Genomic DNA, 17,655 nt, shown 5'->3' on the forward strand with positions numbered 1-17,655 from the left:
GTTTCAGCTGCGAGAAGGCTTAGCCCTTCAGCGCGGCCCGGATGGCGTCCAGACCGGCCTCGGCCTTGGCGCCGTCGGGGGCGCCGCCCTGGGCGAAGTCGGGCTTGCCGCCGGCGCCCTTGCCGCCCATGGCGATGACGGCGTCGCGCGCCAGGTCGGCCGCGTTGACCTTGCCGGCCATGTCCGGGGTCGCGGCGACCGTGATGGCCGCCTTGCCGTCAGTGACGCCGACTAGGGCGACGACGCCTGACCCGATCTGCTTCTTGAAGTCCTCGGCCACGCCGCGCAGGCCCTTGCCGTCCACGCCGTCGAGGACGCGGGCGATCAGGGTGACGCCGTTGATGGTTTCCGGGGCCGCATTGGCGCCTGCGCCGCCGCCCAGGGCCAGTTGCTTCTTCAGGTCGGCGACCTGCTTCTCCAGCGCCTTGCGTTCAGCGCTCAGGGCCTCGACCCGCGCCGGGACGTCGGCGGTCTGGATCTTGAAGCTCTGCGCCAGTTGGCGGGCGACATTGGCCTGATCCAGCAGGAAGCGACGGGCCGCGTCGCCGGTCAGGGCCTCGATGCGGCGCACGCCGGCGGCGACGCCGCCTTCCGACACGATCTTGAACAGGGCGATGTCGCCGGTCCGATGCACGTGGGTGCCGCCGCACAGTTCGACCGAATAGGCGCCGTCTCCCGACAGGGCGTGACCCAGGGTCAGGACGCGGACCTCGTCGCCATACTTCTCGCCGAACAGGGCCACGGCGCCGGCCTCGATGGCGGCCTCGGGGTTCATCAGTTGGGTGGTGGTCGGGATGTTCTGGCGGATGACCGCGTTCACCTCGTCCTCGAGGCGGGCGATCTCCTCGTCCGTCAGCGGGGCGTTATGGCTGAAGTCGAAGCGCATGCGCTCGGCATCGACCATCTGGCCCTTCTGGGCGACATGCGGGCCGAGCACGTTCTTCAGCGCGGCGTGCAGCAGGTGGGCGGCCGAGTGGTTGGCGCGAGTGGTCGGACGCGAGCCCGGCTCGACCGTAGCCGTCACCACGGCGCCGACCGTCAGGGCCGCGCCCTGGGCCACCTGGACCGTGTGGACGAACAGGTCGGCGTGCTTCTTGGTGTCCAGGACGCGGCCTTCGCCGTTGGTCCAGACCAAGCCGCCCTTGTCGCCGGCCTGACCGCCGCCCTCGCCGTAGAAGGGGGTCTGGTTCAGCACCACCTCGACCACCTCGCCGGCCTCGGCGCCGTCAACCGCCACGCCGTCCTTCAGGATGGCGACGACCGTGCCTTCGCCGGTTTCGGATTCATAGCCGGTGAACTGGGTCACGCCGTGCTGGTCGCGCAGGGCCAGCCAGGCGCCAGCCGAGGCCGTCTGGCCCGAGCCAGTCCAGTGTTCGCGCGAGCGGGCGCGCTGTTCTTCCATGGCGCTCTGGAAGCCGTCGACATTGACCGAGAAGCCGCGACGACGGGCCTCGTCCTGGGTCAGGTCCAGCGGGAAGCCATAGGTGTCATAGAGGGTGAAGGCCGTCTGGCCGTCCAGCATGTCGCCGGCCTTGAAGTCGGTCGTGGCCTGGTCGAACAGGTTCATGCCGCGGCCGAGCGTGGTGCGGAAGCGGATCTCTTCCTGCTTCAGCGTGTCCTCGATGAAGGCCTGGGCGCGGCCGAGCTCTGGATAGGCCTCGCCCATTTCCTGAACCAGGGTCGGCACCAGGCGGTGCATCAGGGGATCGGTCGAACCCAGCAGGTGGGCGTGGCGCATGGCGCGGCGCATGATGCGGCGCAGGACATAGCCCCGGCCTTCGTTCGACGGGGTCACGCCGTCGGCGATCAGGAAGGAGGCCGAGCGCAGGTGGTCGGCGATGACCCGGTGCGACGGGGCGCGCTCGCCCTCGGCCTTCGTGCTGGTCAGTTCTTCCGAGGCGTTGATCAGGGTCTTGAACAGGTCGACGTCATAGTTGGAGTGGACGCCCTGCAGGACGGCGGCGATGCGCTCCAGACCCATGCCGGTGTCGACCGACTTCTTGGGAAGTTCGCGAACGATCTTGTCGTTCTCCTTCTCGAACTGCATGAACACGTTGTTCCAGATCTCGACGAAGCGGTCGCCGTCCTCATCGGGGCTGCCCGGAGGGCCGCCGAAGATGTGGTCGCCGTGGTCGTAGAAGATTTCGGTGCAGGGGCCGCTCGGGCCGCTGTCGCCCATGGCCCAGAAGTTGTCGGCCGTGGGGATGCGGATGATCTTCTCGTCGGCAAAGCCGGTGACCTTCTTCCAGATGTCGAAGGCTTCGTCGTCGGTGTGATAGACGGTGACCAGCAGGCGGTTGGCGTCGAGGCCGAACTCCTTGGTCAGCAGGTTCCACGCGCTCTCGATGGCGTGGTCCTTGAAGTAGTCGCCGAACGAGAAATTGCCCAGCATTTCAAAGAAGGTGTGGTGACGCGCGGTATAGCCGACGTTGTCCAGGTCGTTGTGCTTGCCGCCGGCGCGCACGCATTTCTGCGACGAGGTGGCGCGCTTGTAGGGCGGGACGGCGGCGCCCGTGAAGTAGTCCTTGAACGGCACCATGCCCGCGTTGACGAACAGCAGGGTCGGGTCGTTCTGCGGCACCAGCGGAGCCGACTGCACCTTCTCGTGGCCGTCGGCCGCGAAGTAGTCGAGGAAGGTGGAGCGGATCTGTTTCAGGCTGGTCATGGGCGTATCGCTCTAAGGAATTCGGGCGCGCGGGGAGAAGATCGGAACGCGCCTCATATAGGGATTTTGCGCCGAACGCATCACTGGCGCGTGATCGGGGGCGCCAGTGCGCGCTTTTCCCGCCCGGCGGGCTCTAATCGTGCAGACGGTGCGGCGCGACGATGACCCCGTCCGCGTCGGCGTAGAGCCAGTCGCCGGGGGTGAAGATGACGCCGCCGAAGCTGGTGGGGATGTCGATCTCGCCGATGGCGTCGCGGTCGGCGCGCAGGGGCGTGGTCCCGACGGCCTTGATGCCCACGGGCATGGCGGCGATGACGGCGCTGTCGCGGATGGCGGCGTGGACAATGATTCCGGCCCAGCCGTTGTCGATGGCCAGCTTGGCCAGGTTGTCGCCCACGAGCGCCCGCTTCAGCGACCCGCCACCGTTGACCACCAGAACCGCGCCCTGACCGGGGCGCTCCAGCAGCTGACGGACCAGGGCGTTGTCGTCCAGCACGCTGAGGGTGCGGATCGGGCCGTGGAAGCTGGCGACCTGGCCGAAGCTGCGGAAGGGAATCTGGCAGACCTTCACCACGTCGGCGTGGGCGTCGCAGAGGTCGGCGGTGGCGGTGGTCATCGGGGAGGCTCCGGTTCTTTGCAGTCAAGTTTGCCCGGCGAGGGATGGCAGGAACAGTCGGCGCGGACAGAAAAAGGCGCGCCGTCACTGATTGCCGTCATTCCGGGGCGCGAAGCGAACCCGGAACCTAGGCGACGAGTTTTCGCCGCCCCTGCCATGAGGCCGGCGCTTGGACCCCGGATCGCCCTTCGGGGCGTCCGGGGTGACGGCGAATAGGCAGCAGATCGGGCGGCCATGTCCCAAGACAAAAAGAGGCCCGCCCGAGGAACTCGGGCGGCCATGTCCCAAACAAAAAAGAGGCCCGCCCGAGGTGCTCGGGCGGGCCGGCTCCGTCCGACCGACCCCGCGGGGTCGGTAGGCGGGTCGCGGGGACGACGGACGGAAGCGTGGTCGGAGGGGGATCAGCCCTCCAGATCTTGACCTTCATCAGGCTCGGGCGCGCCCAGCATGTCGTCGGCGATCTTGGCCGTGGACTGGCGAACGGCCTTCTCGATGGCGAGAGCCATGTCGGGGTTGTTCTTGAGGAACTCCTTGGCGTTCTCGCGACCCTGACCGATGCGGGTGGAGTCGTAGGAGAACCAGGAGCCGGACTTCTCGATGATGTTGGCCTTGACCCCCAGGTCGATGATCTCACCGATCTTGGAGATGCCTTCGCCGTACATGATGTCGAAGATGACCTCGCGGAACGGCGGGGCGACCTTGTTCTTGACCACCTTGACGCGGGTGGTGTTGCCGACGACCTCGTCGCGGTTCTTGATCGCGCCGGTGCGGCGGATGTCGAGGCGGACCGAGGCGTAGAACTTCAGCGCATTGCCGCCCGTCGTCGTTTCCGGCGAGCCGTACATGACGCCGATCTTGTGACGGATCTGGTTGATGAACAGGACGATGCATTTCGACTTGGAGATCGAGGCCGTCAGCTTGCGCAGGGCCTGCGACATCAGACGGGCCTGGAGGCCGGGCAGGCTGTCGCCCATCTCGCCTTCGATTTCCGCGCGCGGCGTCAGGGCGGCGACCGAGTCGACCACCACGATGTCCACGGCGCCCGAGCGCACCAGGGTGTCGACGATCTCCAGGGCCTGTTCGCCCGTGTCGGGCTGCGACACCAGCAGGTCGTCGAGGTTGACGCCCAGCTTCTGAGCATAGACCGGGTCCAGCGCGTGTTCGGCGTCGACGAAGGCGGCCACGCCGCCCTTCTTCTGGACTTCGGCCACGGTGTGCAGGGCCAGGGTCGTCTTGCCCGAGGATTCCGGGCCGAACACCTCGATCACCCGCCCGACCGGCAGGCCGCCGATGCCGAGCGCCATGTCCAGACCCAGCGAGCCGGTCGAGACGCTCTCGATTTCGTTCACCTGCCCGGCCTTGCCGAGTTTCATCACCGAGCCCTTGCCGAAGGCGCGATCGATCTGTGCGATCGCCGCCTCAAGAGCGCGTTGCTTTTCGCCGTCTTCTTTACCCACGAGCTTCAATGCCGCCTGTGCCATTGGTTTTCTCTCCCTTGCCATGATTCCATTCTGGGCTTTGGGAGAGACCCGCCAGGACCCGCTCCCTCTGTGAGACGGACTATGTGCATGGTTTGTTCTGGTTCACAAGATGTTCTCATTTGCGCGGCGAGAACAAAATGCGATCTACGACCGTTTCTGACGTGACTTTCGTCCGATCCAGAAGGGCCGTGCGTCATGAAAACGCCCCCAGACCTTGACCGCAGCGGTCAGCAGGGCGGCTTCGTCGCGCTCACGCCGGCCGATGACGCGACCTGCCGAAAAGGCCACCTCGGGGTCGTCCAGATGGGCCTCGCCGGGGATTCGGTCGCGCGCCACGGCCAGGTCGTTCAGTGCGCCCAGCCGGTCCTGCAATCGCTCTAGCGCCTTCAGATAGCGAGCGCGGCGGCGACGGGCGGGAAAGAGGTCGGCGAAGAACTCGGCGGCGTAGCGCAGGCGCTTGGTGCGGATGCGCAGGTGGTGGCGGGCCTCGGCGTCGAGGTCTGACAGGTCGCGGGCGCGTGTCTCGACCTGATGATGCAGCCGGGTCAGGGCCTCGGCGGCGAAGGGCGCGACGGGGGCGTCCGGCAGGGCCGCCGTCTCGATCCAGGCCGTCGTCTCCAGCATCAGCAGGGCGTAGCGGGGCGAGGAGATGGCCGTCAGGACGCGGTCATAGGCCTGACCCCGCGCGGTCAGCAGATGACGGCCCAGGGCCGCCAGACCGGGCGAGGAGGCCTCCAGAGCCGTGGGGTGGAAGACGTCGCGGATGAAGACGTCCAGATCGCGGGCGGCGTCGCTTTCGCGCGCCAGCCATTTCAACTCGGTCTCGATGCGTTGGCGCTCCGGCGCGGCCAGCAGGGGCTTGAAGACGCCGACGGCGGCGCGCAGGCGACGCAGGCCCACCCGCATCTGATGCACGGCCTCGGGGCGGCGCACGACGCGCAGCAGTTCGGCATTGGCCGAGACCTGGGCCAGACAGGCCATGCTGATAAGGCGGAAGGCCTCTCCGGTCGTGGCCTCGGGCGACAGGGGCGTGGGCGCGGCGGCGCGGGGCTTGCGGCTGTCGCCCGACGCCAGACGCCAGCCGCGCTCGGACTTGCTTTCGAACACCGGGACGATGGCCAGGTCGCGCGCCAGCCGGCGGGCCAGGGCGAAGAGGGCGGCGGGATCGCCGGCCTTCAGTTCAAGTTCCAGCTCGTAGATGGGCTCGCGCTTCTCGCCCGCCGACAACTCGCCGGCGTCGAAGGCGACCTCGATCCGGGCGCCGTCCCACTCGACCATGCGGATGCGGCGCACCACGGTCGAGGCGAAGCGGGGCGACAGATCGCGGCGGCGACCCTTCAGTAGCCAGTGCGCGGGCGTGGCTTTCAGCGCGACGAGGTCGAGGGCCTCGGAGGCGACCGGGACCTCCCACTCGTCGCGGGCGGTCTGGCCGGGGGCGGTCTGGCGCTTCAGGGTCTGGACGAAGCCGTCCGGCGTGGTCCGCACCCGCAGGCTGCATCCCGCCGCGCGCAGAACGCCGTCGGGGGTGTCGAAATAGACCGAGCGCAGGGACTGCGTGGTCTGCGGTCCCTGCAGCGCAGGATGGCCTGACAGACGCACCACCGCGCCGGGGCCGAGGCGGAACTTCAGCTCGGTTTCGGTCGCGGGCGAGGCCATGAGGGGAGTTTAGGCCTCTCGCGGTCATCCCGGAAGCGGCGAAGCTGTGAGTGATCCTCCCCTGCGCAGCGGGGGAGGGGGACCATGCGCAGCATGGTGGAGGGGGCGAGATCAGGCGCGCTTCGTCGAGAAGGCGGGCAGGACGGCATGGACAATGGGTCGAGGGGTGGCGTCTGCATCCGCCCCCTCCACCGCCTGCGGCGGTCCCCCTCCCCCGTGAACGGGGGAGGATTGAAGGCGCTAACCCCGCGCCACCTGGAAACCGGCGAACGACTGGCTGACCGGCATCAGCTCCAGGGCGTTGATGTTCAGGTGGGGCGGCAGGGTCGCGACCCAGAACAGGGTCTCGGCGATGTCTTCGCCGGTCATCGGCTGGGCGCCGCCGTAGAGGGCGTCCGAGGCCGCTTGATCGCCGCTGGTGCGGACCAGGGTGAACTCGGTCTCGGTCATGCCGGGCTCTATGGAGGTGACGCGGACCCCGGTGCCGTGCAGGTCGGAGCGCAGGCCCAGCGAGAACTGGCGCACGAAGGCCTTGGTGCCGCCATAGGCGTTGCCGCCCTTGTAGGGATAGCTGGCGGCCACCGAGCTGATGTTCAGGATGGCGCCCTTGCGCGCGATCAGGCGCGGCAGCAGGCGCCGGGTGATGGTCACCAAGCCGGTGATGTTGGTGTCGATCATCTGACGCCACTGGTCCAGATCGGCGTCCTGGGCGGCGGCGGTGCCGAGCGCGAGGCCGGCGTTGTTGATCAGGACGTCGATGTCGCGGAAACCCTCGGGCAGGGCGTCCAGAGCGGCATCGATGGCGGCCTCGTCGCGGATGTCGAAGACGAGGGGATGGACCACGTCGGCGCCCAGCTCAGTCACCAGTTCGTTCAGACGCTCGGCGCGGCGGCCGGTGGCGATGATCTTCCAGCCCGCCGAGGCGAAGCGGCGCGCCGCCGCCTGTCCAATGCCCGCCGTGGCGCCGGTGATGAGGACGGTTCCGCTCATGGTCTGCTCCTGTTCGCTGTCGTCGGTTGTCTAGCGCCGCTGTGGCCCCGGTTCCAACAACGAAACGGCCGACGCCCCTTTCGGAACGCCGGCCGCTTGCTCCGGGGAGAGGCGGTGGGGGCGTCAGGCGGCCCGGTTCTTCACCAGGTCGTCGACGACCGAGGGGTCGGCCAGGGTCGAGGTGTCGCCCAGGGCGCCGATCTCGTTCTCGGCGATCTTGCGCAGGATGCGGCGCATGATCTTGCCCGAGCGGGTCTTGGGCAGGCCGGGCGCCCACTGGATGACGTCGGGGGCGGCGATGGGGCCGATCTCTTCGCGCACCTGGGCGACCAGGGCCTTGCGCAGGGCCTCGGTCGCCTCGACCCCCTTGTTCAGGGTGACATAGGCGTAGATGCCCTGACCCTTGATGTCGTGGGGGAAGCCGACGACGGCGGCCTCGGCCACGTCGTCGTGCAGGACCAGGGCGCTCTCGACCTCGGCCGTGCCCATGCGGTGGCCCGAGACGTTGATGACGTCATCGACCCGACCGGTGATCCAGTAGTAGCCGTCGGCGTCGCGGCGGCAGCCGTCGCCGGTGAAATACTTGCCCGGATAGGTCGAAAAATAGGTGTCGAAGAAGCGGCCGTGGTCGCCATAGACGGTGCGCATCTGGCCCGGCCAGCTGTCGGTGATGCACAGGTTGCCTTCGGTCGCGCCGTCCAGAACGCCGCCTTCGGCGTCGACGATCTGCAGCTCGACGCCGGGCAGGGGCCTGGTGGCCGAGCCGGGCTTGAGGTCCGTCGCGCCGGGCAGGGGCGAGATCAGGACGCCGCCGGTTTCCGTCTGCCACCAGGTGTCGACAATGGGCAGACGGCCCTCGCCGACCACCTCGTGATACCAGCGCCAGGCCTCAGGGTTGATCGGTTCGCCGACGCTGCCCAGCAGGCGCAGGCTCTTGCGGCTGGTGGCCTTCACCGGCGCGTCGCCTTCACGCATCAGCGAGCGCAGGGCGGTGGGGGCGGTGTAGAAGATCTCGACCTTGTGCTGGTCGATGACCTCCCAGAAGCGGCTGACGGTCGGATAGTTAGGCACGCCCTCGAACAGCAGGGTCGTCGCGCCATTGGCCAGAGGGCCGTAAATTCCATAGGAGTGGCCCGTGACCCAGCCCACGTCGGCCGTGCACCAGAAGACCTCGCCGGGGCGATAGTCGAAGACGAGTTCGTGGGTCCAGCTGGCCCAGAACAGATAGCCGCCGGTGGTGTGCAGCACGCCCTTGGGTTTGCCGGTCGAGCCCGAGGTGTAGAGGATGAAGAGCGGGTCTTCCGCCTGCATCGGCTCGGGGTGGCAGTGGTTGCTGACCTTGGCGACCTCGGTCTCATAGTCCCGGTCGCGGCCCTCGACGAAGGCTACATCCGCGCCGGTGTGGCGGATCAGCAGGACGCCGTCGACGGTCACCTTTTCCAGCGCCTTGTCGACATTGGCCTTCAGCGGGACCTTCTTGCCGCCGCGGCATCCCTCGTCGGCGGTGATGACGAAGGTCGAGCCGCAGTCCTCGATGCGCCCGGCGATGCTGTCCGGGGAAAAGCCGCCGAAGATGACTGAGTGGACCGCGCCGATGCGGGCGCAGGCCAGCATGGCGTAGGCGGCCTCGGGGATCATGGGCAGATAGATGGTGACGCGGTCGCCCTTCTGGACGCCGTTGGCCTTGAGCACATTGGCCATGCGGCAGACGCGGTCATGAAGCTGGCCGTAGGTGACGTGCTCGCTGTCGGTCGGCTCGTCGCCTTCCCAGATGATGGCCGTATCGTTTTCGCGCTGGGGCAGGTGGCGGTCGATGCAGTTGGCCGAGACGTTCAGCACCCCGTCCTCGAACCAGCGGATGCGGAAGTCGGCCTTGTTGAACGACACGTCCTTGATCCTGGACGGGAAAGTCATCCAGTCGAGGCGTTTGGCCTGCTGCCCCCAATAGGCGTCGGGGGTTTCGCGCGCCGCGATCCGGGCCGCGTCATAGCCGGCGCGGTCCATGTGGGCGCGGGCGGCCAGGTCGGCGGGGACGGGATAGAGTTCCGGATCAGACACGCGCGCTTTCCTCCCAGTGGTGCGTTTTTAGAAGCCGTATTTGGCGAACAGGATCAGACGGGTCATGTCGCCGTCCAGTCCCGATTCCAGCTTGCGGTCAGCGAACATCAGTTCGGCGCCGACATCAAACGCCGTGACCGGCGACCAGATCAGGTTGGCGTGGATGCTCTGGGCCGAACGGTTGGCGCCGGTCCCGGTCAGCAGGACGTCGTTGTCCACCTTCTGCGCCGACCAGATGAGGCTGGAGCGCCAGCCCGGCGTCCAGACGTGGCGATAGGCGGCGAAACCGGCGATCACGCCGATGGCGTCCAACTGGCCCGAGGCGTCCAGCACCGCGTCGTTGGAGAAGTTGAGGCCGACGTAGCGGCCGATGCCTTCGCCGCCGGTCAGCATCAGGCGGATGTCGTCTTGGGCGCCGACCTTGATCTTGGTCGAGGCGGACAGGCCCCAGCCGGTCGCCGTGTCGTCGATGGCGCTGGCCGGGTTCTCATACTTCAACTGACGCAGCAGGCCGGCGAACTGCAGGTCGCCCCAGGGACGGCTGATGGCGTAGCGCGCGGTCAGGTCGGGCAGGCTGTTGTCGTCGGCGATGACGCGGGCGCCGCCGCCGAAGGGGGTGACGGTGGTCTCGGGGTTCTCGACCGAGACCGAGAAGGGACCGCGCGTGTAACGGACCTGCACTTGACGGGCGAAGACCGTGCCTTCGGCGGCGCCGACGAAGTCTGCCGATTCCGGCAGGACGGCGGTGTTCTGGAAGTTGGTCCACTCCTGACCGATCAGCCAGTTGTCGATGGTGACGAAGGCGCGGCGCAGGGCGGGGTTGGAGGCGCTGGTGATGCGCTGATCGCCGGTTCCGGGCAGGCTCTGGAAGTCCATCTCCAGCCGGGTGCCGACCTTGTGGCCGCCGACCAGACCGTCGGTGGTCAGCCAGAAGCGGGTCTGACGCGCGTTGAAGTCCAGCGCCGCGTCTTCCTCGGCCCCGCCGACCGGGATGGAGCCGGGCAGGTGATAGTCGCGCAGCAGGTCGCCGTTGGCCGGATCGCCGCCGGAATAGTTCGAGGCCGAGGCGTCGACCTTGATGAAGCCGCCGAACTTCACGGTGTGGTCGCCGATGCGGAAGCCTTCCTCGCGCACGGCGGGGGCCGAGACGGGCGTAGCGGCCGGTCGCGTTTCCAGCCGGATGATGTCCTGCGCCATGGCCTGAGACTGGGTCGTCTGCTGCGTGCGCGCGGCGGCGACCTCGGATTTCAGGCTGTTCAGCTCGGCTTCGAGCTGGGCGATGCGCGCCTCGAGGGCCGCATTGGCGTCCTGGGCCAGGACGGCGCCGGGGGCGAACAGCAGCGCAGCCGCAGCCGCGCCGCCCAGCAGGCGGTATCTTCCCATGTCATGTCCTCCCGGGTTCATCTGATGCGAACCTCGAGACCGCAGCATTCCGCGCGGAGGCAGTTTGCGGCCATTAGCCATTGGTCTAGTTTCGACCAAAGTCGAGGCGCGGCATGGTGTCGTCACAGCGCGGCCTCGACCCGAAAAAGAACCGCGCGCGGGAAGGATTTTCATGGATCGCATCGTCGTCGCCGACGACCACCCTCTGTTTCGGGCGGCGTTGAGATCGGCCGTCGAAAAGGCCGCGCCCGGCGCCGTGATTGCGGAATGCGCCAGTCTGGCCGAGGTTCTGGCGACGCTAGGCGAGGGCGTTTCGGATCTGGTCCTGCTGGACCTGAAGCTGTCGGATAGCGAGGGCATGGGCGGCCTGACCCGCATCCGCGCCGACTATCCGGCCGTGCCCGTCGCCGTGGTCTCGGCCAGCGAGGAGCCGCCGACCGTGCGCCGCGCCCTGACCCTGGGCGCCGCCGGCTTCATTCCGAAATCCGCCGCCCTGCCGGTCATGGTCGAGGCCATCCAGGCCATACTGTCGGGCGACAACTGGGCGCCGGACGTGGGCGAAGCGGGGGCCGAGGAGGGTGATCTGGAAGCCCGCATCGCCAGCCTGACGCCGTCGCAGTTGCGCATCCTCGAAGGCCTGAAGGCCGGGCGGCTGAACAAGCAGATCGCCTTCGACCTCGGCGTCACCGAGGCCACGATCAAGGCCCATCTGACCAGCGTCTTTCGCAAGCTGGGCGTGCACAACCGCACCCAGGCCGTGATCCTGGCCCAGTCGATCGATCTTTGATTTTGGAGGCCAGGGCCGCCTGAAAAGGCCGGGCGGTCTGGGCCGTCGCACCCCTCGGCGGAATCAGATCAATCCAGCCTGGGGCGCGAAGACGCCAGCCGCGGCGTCAAGGATGACCTTGAGCTGCAGATTTTGTCAGGGCCTGAGGACCCGCAGTTTCGTCAGACGATCAGTCCTCGGACGGCTCGGCGTCTTCCTCGGTCAGACCGGCGGCCTTGGCGGCCTTCTTGGCGGCTTTCGCGGCAGCCTTGGCTTCGGCCTTCTTGGCCTCAGCGCGTTCGCGCTCCTGCCGTTCGAAACTGTAGTTGGGCTTACGGGCCATTGATGTCCTCTCGCGCCGGGCCGCCGAACGGCGACGTCAAACCTTCATGTGGCCTCTGTCGCCCGCTGCGACAACCGTGAAACGGCGGCGGGGCCATTATTTGCACATCAGTTCTCCCGCTCACCCCGGCGGATGCCGGGGCCCCGTGCTTTGGCCAAAGGCACGGGCCGGAAGGCTCTATCCAACCGTAGCGTCCGAGGCTCTCACTGGATCCCGGCGTCCGCCGGGATGAGCGGGTTCTGAAAGACACGCCGCCGTTCGACCAAAGTCGCTCTCTGCAAATCCGTCGCCCTGCTGTCAGTCTCATCCTCGACGATCCGGCAACAGGATCGCGAGGAAACGGTCGCGCCACGCGACCCTAAAGGAAGGGACTGCCCATGACCGACCGCACCGTGGGTGCGGCGGAGGGCGCGGAGCACACGGTCGACAAGAACGACCGGCTCGTGATTCTGGCGTCGTCCGTCGGCACCGTCATCGAATGGTACGACTTCTATCTCTACGGCTCGCTGGCCGCGATCATCACCACCCAGTTCTTCTCGGGCGTGAACGAGACCACCGGCTATATCTTCGCCCTGATGGCCTTCGCCGCGGGCTTTGCGGTCCGGCCCTTCGGCGCCATCGTCTTCGGGCGGTTGGGCGACCTGTGGGGACGCAAGAACACCTTCCTCGTCACCATGCTGCTGATGGGTCTGTCGACCTTCGTGGTCGGCCTGCTGCCGCCCTATGCCGCCATCGGCATCGCCGCGCCGATCATCCTGGTGCTGATGCGTCTGATTCAGGGGCTGGCGCTCGGCGGTGAATACGGCGGCGCCGCCACCTACGTCGCCGAGCACGCCCCGCATGGCAAGCGCGGCTTCTACACCTCCTTCATCCAGATCACGGCCACCGCCGGTCTGGTGCTCAGCCTGGCCGTCATCCTGGGCGTCCGCTACGCCGTGGGCGAGGAAGCCTTCCTCGACTGGGGCTGGCGCATTCCCTTCCTGGTCTCGATCCTGCTGCTGGGCGTCTCTTTGTGGATCCGCCTGAAGCTGGCCGAGAGCCCCTCGTTCAAGAAGATGAAGGCTGAAGGCAAGGGCTCGACTACGCCCCTGAAGGACAGCTTCATGAAGTGGCCGAACCTGAAGCTGGTGCTGATCGCCCTGGTCGGTCTGACGGCGGGTCAGGCGGTCATCTGGTACACGGGTCAGTTCTACGCCCTCTTCTTCCTGGAGCGGGTGCTGCGGGTCGACGCCTCGCTGGTCTACATCATGCTGGCCATCGCCCTGCTGCTGGCCTCGCCCTTCTTCATCTTCTGGGGCTGGCTGTCGGACAAGGTGGGGCGCAAGCCGATCATCCTGGCCGGCTGTCTGCTGGCGGCGATCACCTACTTCCCGCTGTTCAACGCCCTGACCGAAGCGGCCAACCCGCGTCTGGCCGCCGCCGCCGCCTCGGCTCCGGTCACCGTCTATGCCGACCCCGCCGACTGTCACCTGCAGTTCGACCCGGTGGGCAAGACGGTGTTCAACCACTCCTGCGACGTGGCCAAGTCCTATCTGGCCAAGGCCGGCGTGACCTATACCAATGTCGCGGCGCCCGCCGGGACCGTGGCCGAGGTCCGCATCGGCGATCAGGCGGTCGTCACCAGCTTCCGCGGCGACGCCATGCCCGCCGCTGACTTCGCCGCGCAGAAGAAGATCTGGGAAACGGGTCTGGGCGAGGCCCTGTCCACCGCCGGCTATCCCGCCAAGGCCGACAGCGCCCTGGTCAACAAGCCGATGGTGGTGCTGATCCTCTTCATCCTCGGCTTCTACGTGACCATGGTCTACGGGCCGATCGCGGCGGCCCTGGTGGAGATGTTCCCGACCAAGATCCGCTACACCTCGATGTCGCTGCCCTATCATATCGGCAACGGCTGGTTCGGCGGCTTCCTGCCGACCACCGCCTTCGCCATGGTCGCGGCCACAGGCAATATCTACTACGGCCTGTGGTATCCGATCGTGGTGGCGCTGGCGACGGTCGTGCTGGGCTTCCTGCTGGTCAAGGAAGGCAAGGACGTCGACCTGAACGCGTAAGGTCCTGATGTTCTCCCTCCCCTTTATGGGGAGGGTGGCTGAGCCCGAAGGGCGAGGCCGGGTGGGGGCGGCGAGGCTGTTCAAGCGCCGAGCCCAACATCACCTGGCCCTCCCCACCCGGTCGCTGCGCGACCACCCTCCCCATGAAGGGGAGGGAGAGGGTTGCGATCCTCGACCTGCGGGCGGTTCGGCTTCGGTCGGACCGCCCTTCTTTTTGTTCTTGTCCCAAAGCCCCGCTCCGTCCCAGATGCCGGTCATGTTCAGCCTCGCGACCCTGGCCCTGGTGGCCGCCTATATGGCGACCCTGTTCGCGGTGGCCTGGTGGTATGAGCGGCCGTCGATCAAGACGCGCGGCGGGGCCTTGGGGCCGTCGCTCTATGCCCTGTCGCTGGCCATCTATTGCACCTCGTGGACCTATTACGGGGCGGTGGGGACGGCGGCGCGGTCGGCATGGGAATACCTGCCCATCTATGTGGGCCCGGCCCTGGGGGTGACGGTGCTGTTTCCGCTGTGGAAGCGGATCGCGGCGGCGGCCCGGCGCGAGAACGTCGGCTCGATGGCCGACTTCATCTCGTCGCGCTACGGCAAGAGCCCGGCGCTGGGCGCGGCGGTGGCGGCCGTCGCCATTCTGGGGTCGCTGCCCTATATCGCCCTGCAGCTGAAATCCCTGTCGATGGCTGGCGAGATGCTGACCGAGGGGACGCCGGTGGCGGGCTCCGAGAGCCTGACGGTTCTGGTCATGGCCGGGGTGCTGGCCGGGTTCGCCATCCTGTTCGGGGCGCGACGCCCCGACCTGACCGAGCACAACCGCGGCCTGATCCAGGCCATCGGCATCGAGTCCATCGTCAAGCTGGGCGCCCTGCTGGCCGTGGCCGTCTTCGCCCTGATCCTTCTGACCCGCGCCCCGACCTCCGCCGACGTGACGGCCAGCCTCGGCGACCTGGCCCGCTGGCCCGATCTGGACGGACGCTTCTGGGCCATTGTTCTGGTGGCGACCCTGGCCATCTTCTGTCTGCCGCGTCAGTTCCATGTCGCCTTTGTCGAGGGCGGCGATCCGGCCCAGGTGAAGCGGGCGCGCTGGATCTTTCCCCTCTATCTGCTGCTGACCAGTCTGGCGGTCCTGCCTCTGGTGGCGGCGGGCGGCCTGTTCGCCCCCCACGTCAATCCCGACCTGCTGGTGCTGGCCCTGCCGCTGAACGCCGGCCATTCGGCCCTGACCGCCATCGTCTTCGTCGGCGGTTTCTCGGCGGCGACCGCCATGGTCATCGTCGAGGCCGTGGCCCTGTCGGCCATGGTGTCCAACAACCTGGTCTTGCCGCTGCTGGCGTCTGAGCGCCGTAGGCGAGGCGAGCGGGCGGGCGACATGGCGCGCGCCATCCTGAATATCCGCCGGGTGGCCATCGTCGCCCTGCTGCTGATGGCCTGGGTCTATTATCAGGCCATGGACCAGTCCAGCGGTCTGGCGGCCATGGGGCTGGTGTCCTTCGCCGCTCTGGCCCAGTTGGCCCCCGCCCTGTTCGGCGCGGTGCTGTGGCGCGGCGGGCGTTCGCGCGGAGCCCTGGCGGGGTTGGCGGTCGGCATGGCGGTCTGGCTGGTCATGCTGGCGGCGCCGCAGATGGCCCCCGGTTTCGGCCTCAACATCCCGGCCATGCTGGGGCTGAGCGACCCGTTCGCAGCGGGGGTCTTCCTCAGTCTGGCGCTGAACCTGACGGTCTTCATCGCCGTATCCAAACTGAGCCGACCGCGCCTGATCGATCAGGTCCAGGCCCGCGCCTTTGTCGACCGGCTGGGGCCGGACTGGATGGAGGGGCGCGGCGGTTCGGCCGGGGCCTCGGTCGGCGATCTGAAGGCTCTGGTCGCCCGCTTCATCGGCGACGAACGGGCCGAGCGCGCCTTCGCCGCCTGGGCGCGCGAGACGGAGGTGAAGCTGCGCGACGCCGACCCCGCTGACGCAGGCCTGGCCCGCGCCGCCGAGCGGATGCTGGCGGGGGCCATCGGCGCCGCCTCGGCGCGGCGCGTCATCGCCGCCGCCCTGGCCGCCGGCGGCCGCGCGCCTGAGGACGTGGTGCGGATGCTGGACGAGGCTTCGCAGGCGGTTCAGTTCAACCGCGACCTGTTGCAAACCACGCTGGACAACATCGACCAGGGCGTCAGCGTGGTGGACGAGGACCTGCGTCTGACCGCCTGGAACCGGCGCTATGTCGAGATGTTCGGCCTGCCCCCCGGCTTCGTCCACGTCGGCCTGCCCATCGCCGCCGTCTATCGCCTGAACGCCGAACGCGGCGAGACCGACGCCGTGGCGGGCGACATCGAGGCCTGGATCGAACGACGGCTGGAGGCCCTGTCGCGCCGCATCCCGCACGACCACGAGCGCGAGCAGCCCGACGGCCGCATCCTGCGCTCCTCCGGGGCGCCCATCCCCGGCGGCGGCTATGCCACCAGCTATACCGACATCACCGCCCTGCGCCGCGCCGCGCGGGATCTGGAAGAGGCCAACGAGCGGCTGGAGGCCCGCGTCGCCGACCGCACCGAACGGCTGGAGGAGGCCCGTCGTCTGGCCGAGGACGCCACGGCGTCCAAGACCCGCTTCCTCGCCGCCGCCAGCCACGACCTGTTGCAGCCGCTGCACGCCGCGCGCCTGTTCATCGCCGCCCTGAAGGAGGAACCGTCGCTGGCGCCGGGGTCCGCCGGGCGCGGGCTGGCCACCAACGCCGACCGTTCGATCGACAGCGCCCACCGCCTGCTGACCGCCCTGCTGAACCTGTCCAAGCTGGAGGCGGGCGGGGTCCAGCCCGCCGTGGCCCCCCTGTCGCTGGACGCCCTGTTCGCCGAACTGCGCCGCGAGTTCGCGCCCATGGCCCGCGCCAAGGGGCTGCGGCTGACGGTCGTGTCGTCGGGCCTGTGGGTCGCCTCGGACCCCGACCTGTTGCGCTCCATGCTGCAGAATCTGACCGCCAACGCCATCCGCTACACGGACCGGGGGCGGGTTCTGGTCGGCGCCAGACGCGACGGCGAGACGGTGCGGATGCTGGTCTGCGACACCGGGCGCGGCATTCCCGACGCCGATCGCGAGACCGTCTTCGGCGAGTTCGTGCGCCTGCCCGGCGCCCCGGTGGACGAACCGGGGGCAGGCCTGGGTCTGGCCATCGTGCAGAAGCTGTCGGATCTGCTGCGCCATCCGCTGTCGATGGCGTCGCGCGTCGGGCGCGGCACGACCTTCCGCGTCAGCGCGCCGCGCGCCGCCGCCCGTCTTGTGCCCGCCGTTCCGGTCGAGGGCGACGCCCGCCTGCCGCTGGCGGGCCTGCGGGTGCTGTGCGTGGACAATGAGCCGGCCATCCTCGACGCCCTGACCGCGCTACTGAGCCGCTGGGGGGCGCAGACGACCACGGCGCGGTCGGTGGCCGAGGGCATCGCGGCGCAGGGGCCGTTCGACGCGGCCCTGGTCGACCTGCATCTGGGCGACGGCGCGGACGGATTGAGCGTGGTCGACGCCCTGCGGGCGCGGGGGCTGCGCCGCATCGGCCTGGTGACGGCGGACACCCGCGAGGGGCTGAAGGAGACGGCCACGGCGGCGGGCGCGACCCTGCTGCCCAAGCCGGTCAAGCCGGCGGCGCTGAAGGCGTTTCTGTCGGGTTAGCCGGCGAAC

Annotated in this window: 11 protein-coding genes; 3 read left to right on the forward strand and 8 right to left on the reverse strand. The window is 68.5% G+C overall.

Annotated features, from left to right (window positions below; translation table 11 throughout):
* Positions 1–19 precede the first annotated feature (19 nt).
* From alaS to CQ039_RS07935, 7 genes are all read right to left on the reverse strand, one after another.
* Positions 20–2,665, reverse strand: a complete 2,646-nt coding sequence (gene alaS, locus CQ039_RS07905; RefSeq protein ID WP_105563832.1) for an alanine--tRNA ligase — start codon at positions 2,663–2,665, stop codon at positions 20–22.
* Positions 2,666–2,798: 133 nt separating this feature from the next.
* Positions 2,799–3,281, reverse strand: a complete 483-nt coding sequence (gene rraA, locus CQ039_RS07910; RefSeq protein ID WP_105563831.1) for a ribonuclease E activity regulator RraA — start codon at positions 3,279–3,281, stop codon at positions 2,799–2,801.
* Positions 3,282–3,682: 401 nt separating this feature from the next.
* Entirely contained in the window at positions 3,683–4,762 is a 1,080-nt protein-coding gene (recA, locus tag CQ039_RS07915) for a recombinase RecA (RefSeq protein ID WP_105563830.1), read from the reverse strand.
* Between the two features lie 144 nt (positions 4,763–4,906).
* Positions 4,907–6,418: a CYTH and CHAD domain-containing protein gene (locus CQ039_RS07920; RefSeq protein WP_105563829.1), complete on the reverse strand. Its 1,512-nt coding sequence runs from the start codon at positions 6,416–6,418 to the stop codon at positions 4,907–4,909.
* Between the two features lie 240 nt (positions 6,419–6,658).
* Positions 6,659–7,408: an SDR family NAD(P)-dependent oxidoreductase gene (locus CQ039_RS07925; RefSeq protein WP_105563828.1), complete on the reverse strand. Its 750-nt coding sequence runs from the start codon at positions 7,406–7,408 to the stop codon at positions 6,659–6,661.
* Between the two features lie 123 nt (positions 7,409–7,531).
* On the reverse strand, positions 7,532–9,466 hold the full coding sequence (gene acs / locus CQ039_RS07930; protein ID WP_105563827.1) for an acetate--CoA ligase: 1,935 nt from the start codon (positions 9,464–9,466) through the stop codon (positions 7,532–7,534).
* 27 nt (positions 9,467–9,493) lie between these two features.
* Positions 9,494–10,849, reverse strand: a complete 1,356-nt coding sequence (locus CQ039_RS07935) for a DcaP family trimeric outer membrane transporter (RefSeq protein ID WP_105563826.1) — start codon at positions 10,847–10,849, stop codon at positions 9,494–9,496.
* A 172-nt stretch (positions 10,850–11,021) separates the two neighbouring features.
* Between CQ039_RS07935 and CQ039_RS07940 the strand changes: the two genes are divergently transcribed.
* Positions 11,022–11,636 (forward strand): response regulator transcription factor, encoded by a 615-nt coding sequence (locus tag CQ039_RS07940; RefSeq protein ID WP_105563825.1) that lies wholly within the window; start codon positions 11,022–11,024, stop codon positions 11,634–11,636.
* A gap of 169 nt (positions 11,637–11,805) precedes the next feature.
* Here CQ039_RS07940 and CQ039_RS16705 read toward each other — a convergent pair whose 3' ends face one another.
* Entirely contained in the window at positions 11,806–11,958 is a 153-nt protein-coding gene (locus CQ039_RS16705; RefSeq protein ID WP_199183607.1) for a hypothetical protein, read from the reverse strand.
* A 377-nt stretch (positions 11,959–12,335) separates the two neighbouring features.
* On the opposite strand from CQ039_RS16705, the gene CQ039_RS07945 reads away from it, so the two are divergent.
* Both CQ039_RS07945 and CQ039_RS07950 read left to right on the forward strand, forming a co-directional pair.
* On the forward strand, positions 12,336–14,009 hold the full coding sequence (locus tag CQ039_RS07945; RefSeq protein WP_105563824.1) for an MFS transporter: 1,674 nt from the start codon (positions 12,336–12,338) through the stop codon (positions 14,007–14,009).
* Between the two features lie 256 nt (positions 14,010–14,265).
* Positions 14,266–17,646 carry a PAS domain-containing hybrid sensor histidine kinase/response regulator gene (locus CQ039_RS07950; RefSeq protein ID WP_105563874.1) on the forward strand — a complete coding sequence of 1,127 codons (3,381 nt, stop codon included), beginning with the start codon at positions 14,266–14,268 and terminating at the stop codon, positions 17,644–17,646.
* The last annotated feature ends 9 nt before the right edge of the window (positions 17,647–17,655 follow it).

The organism is Brevundimonas sp. MYb52, assembly GCF_002979535.1.
GTDB lineage: Bacteria > Pseudomonadota > Alphaproteobacteria > Caulobacterales > Caulobacteraceae > Brevundimonas.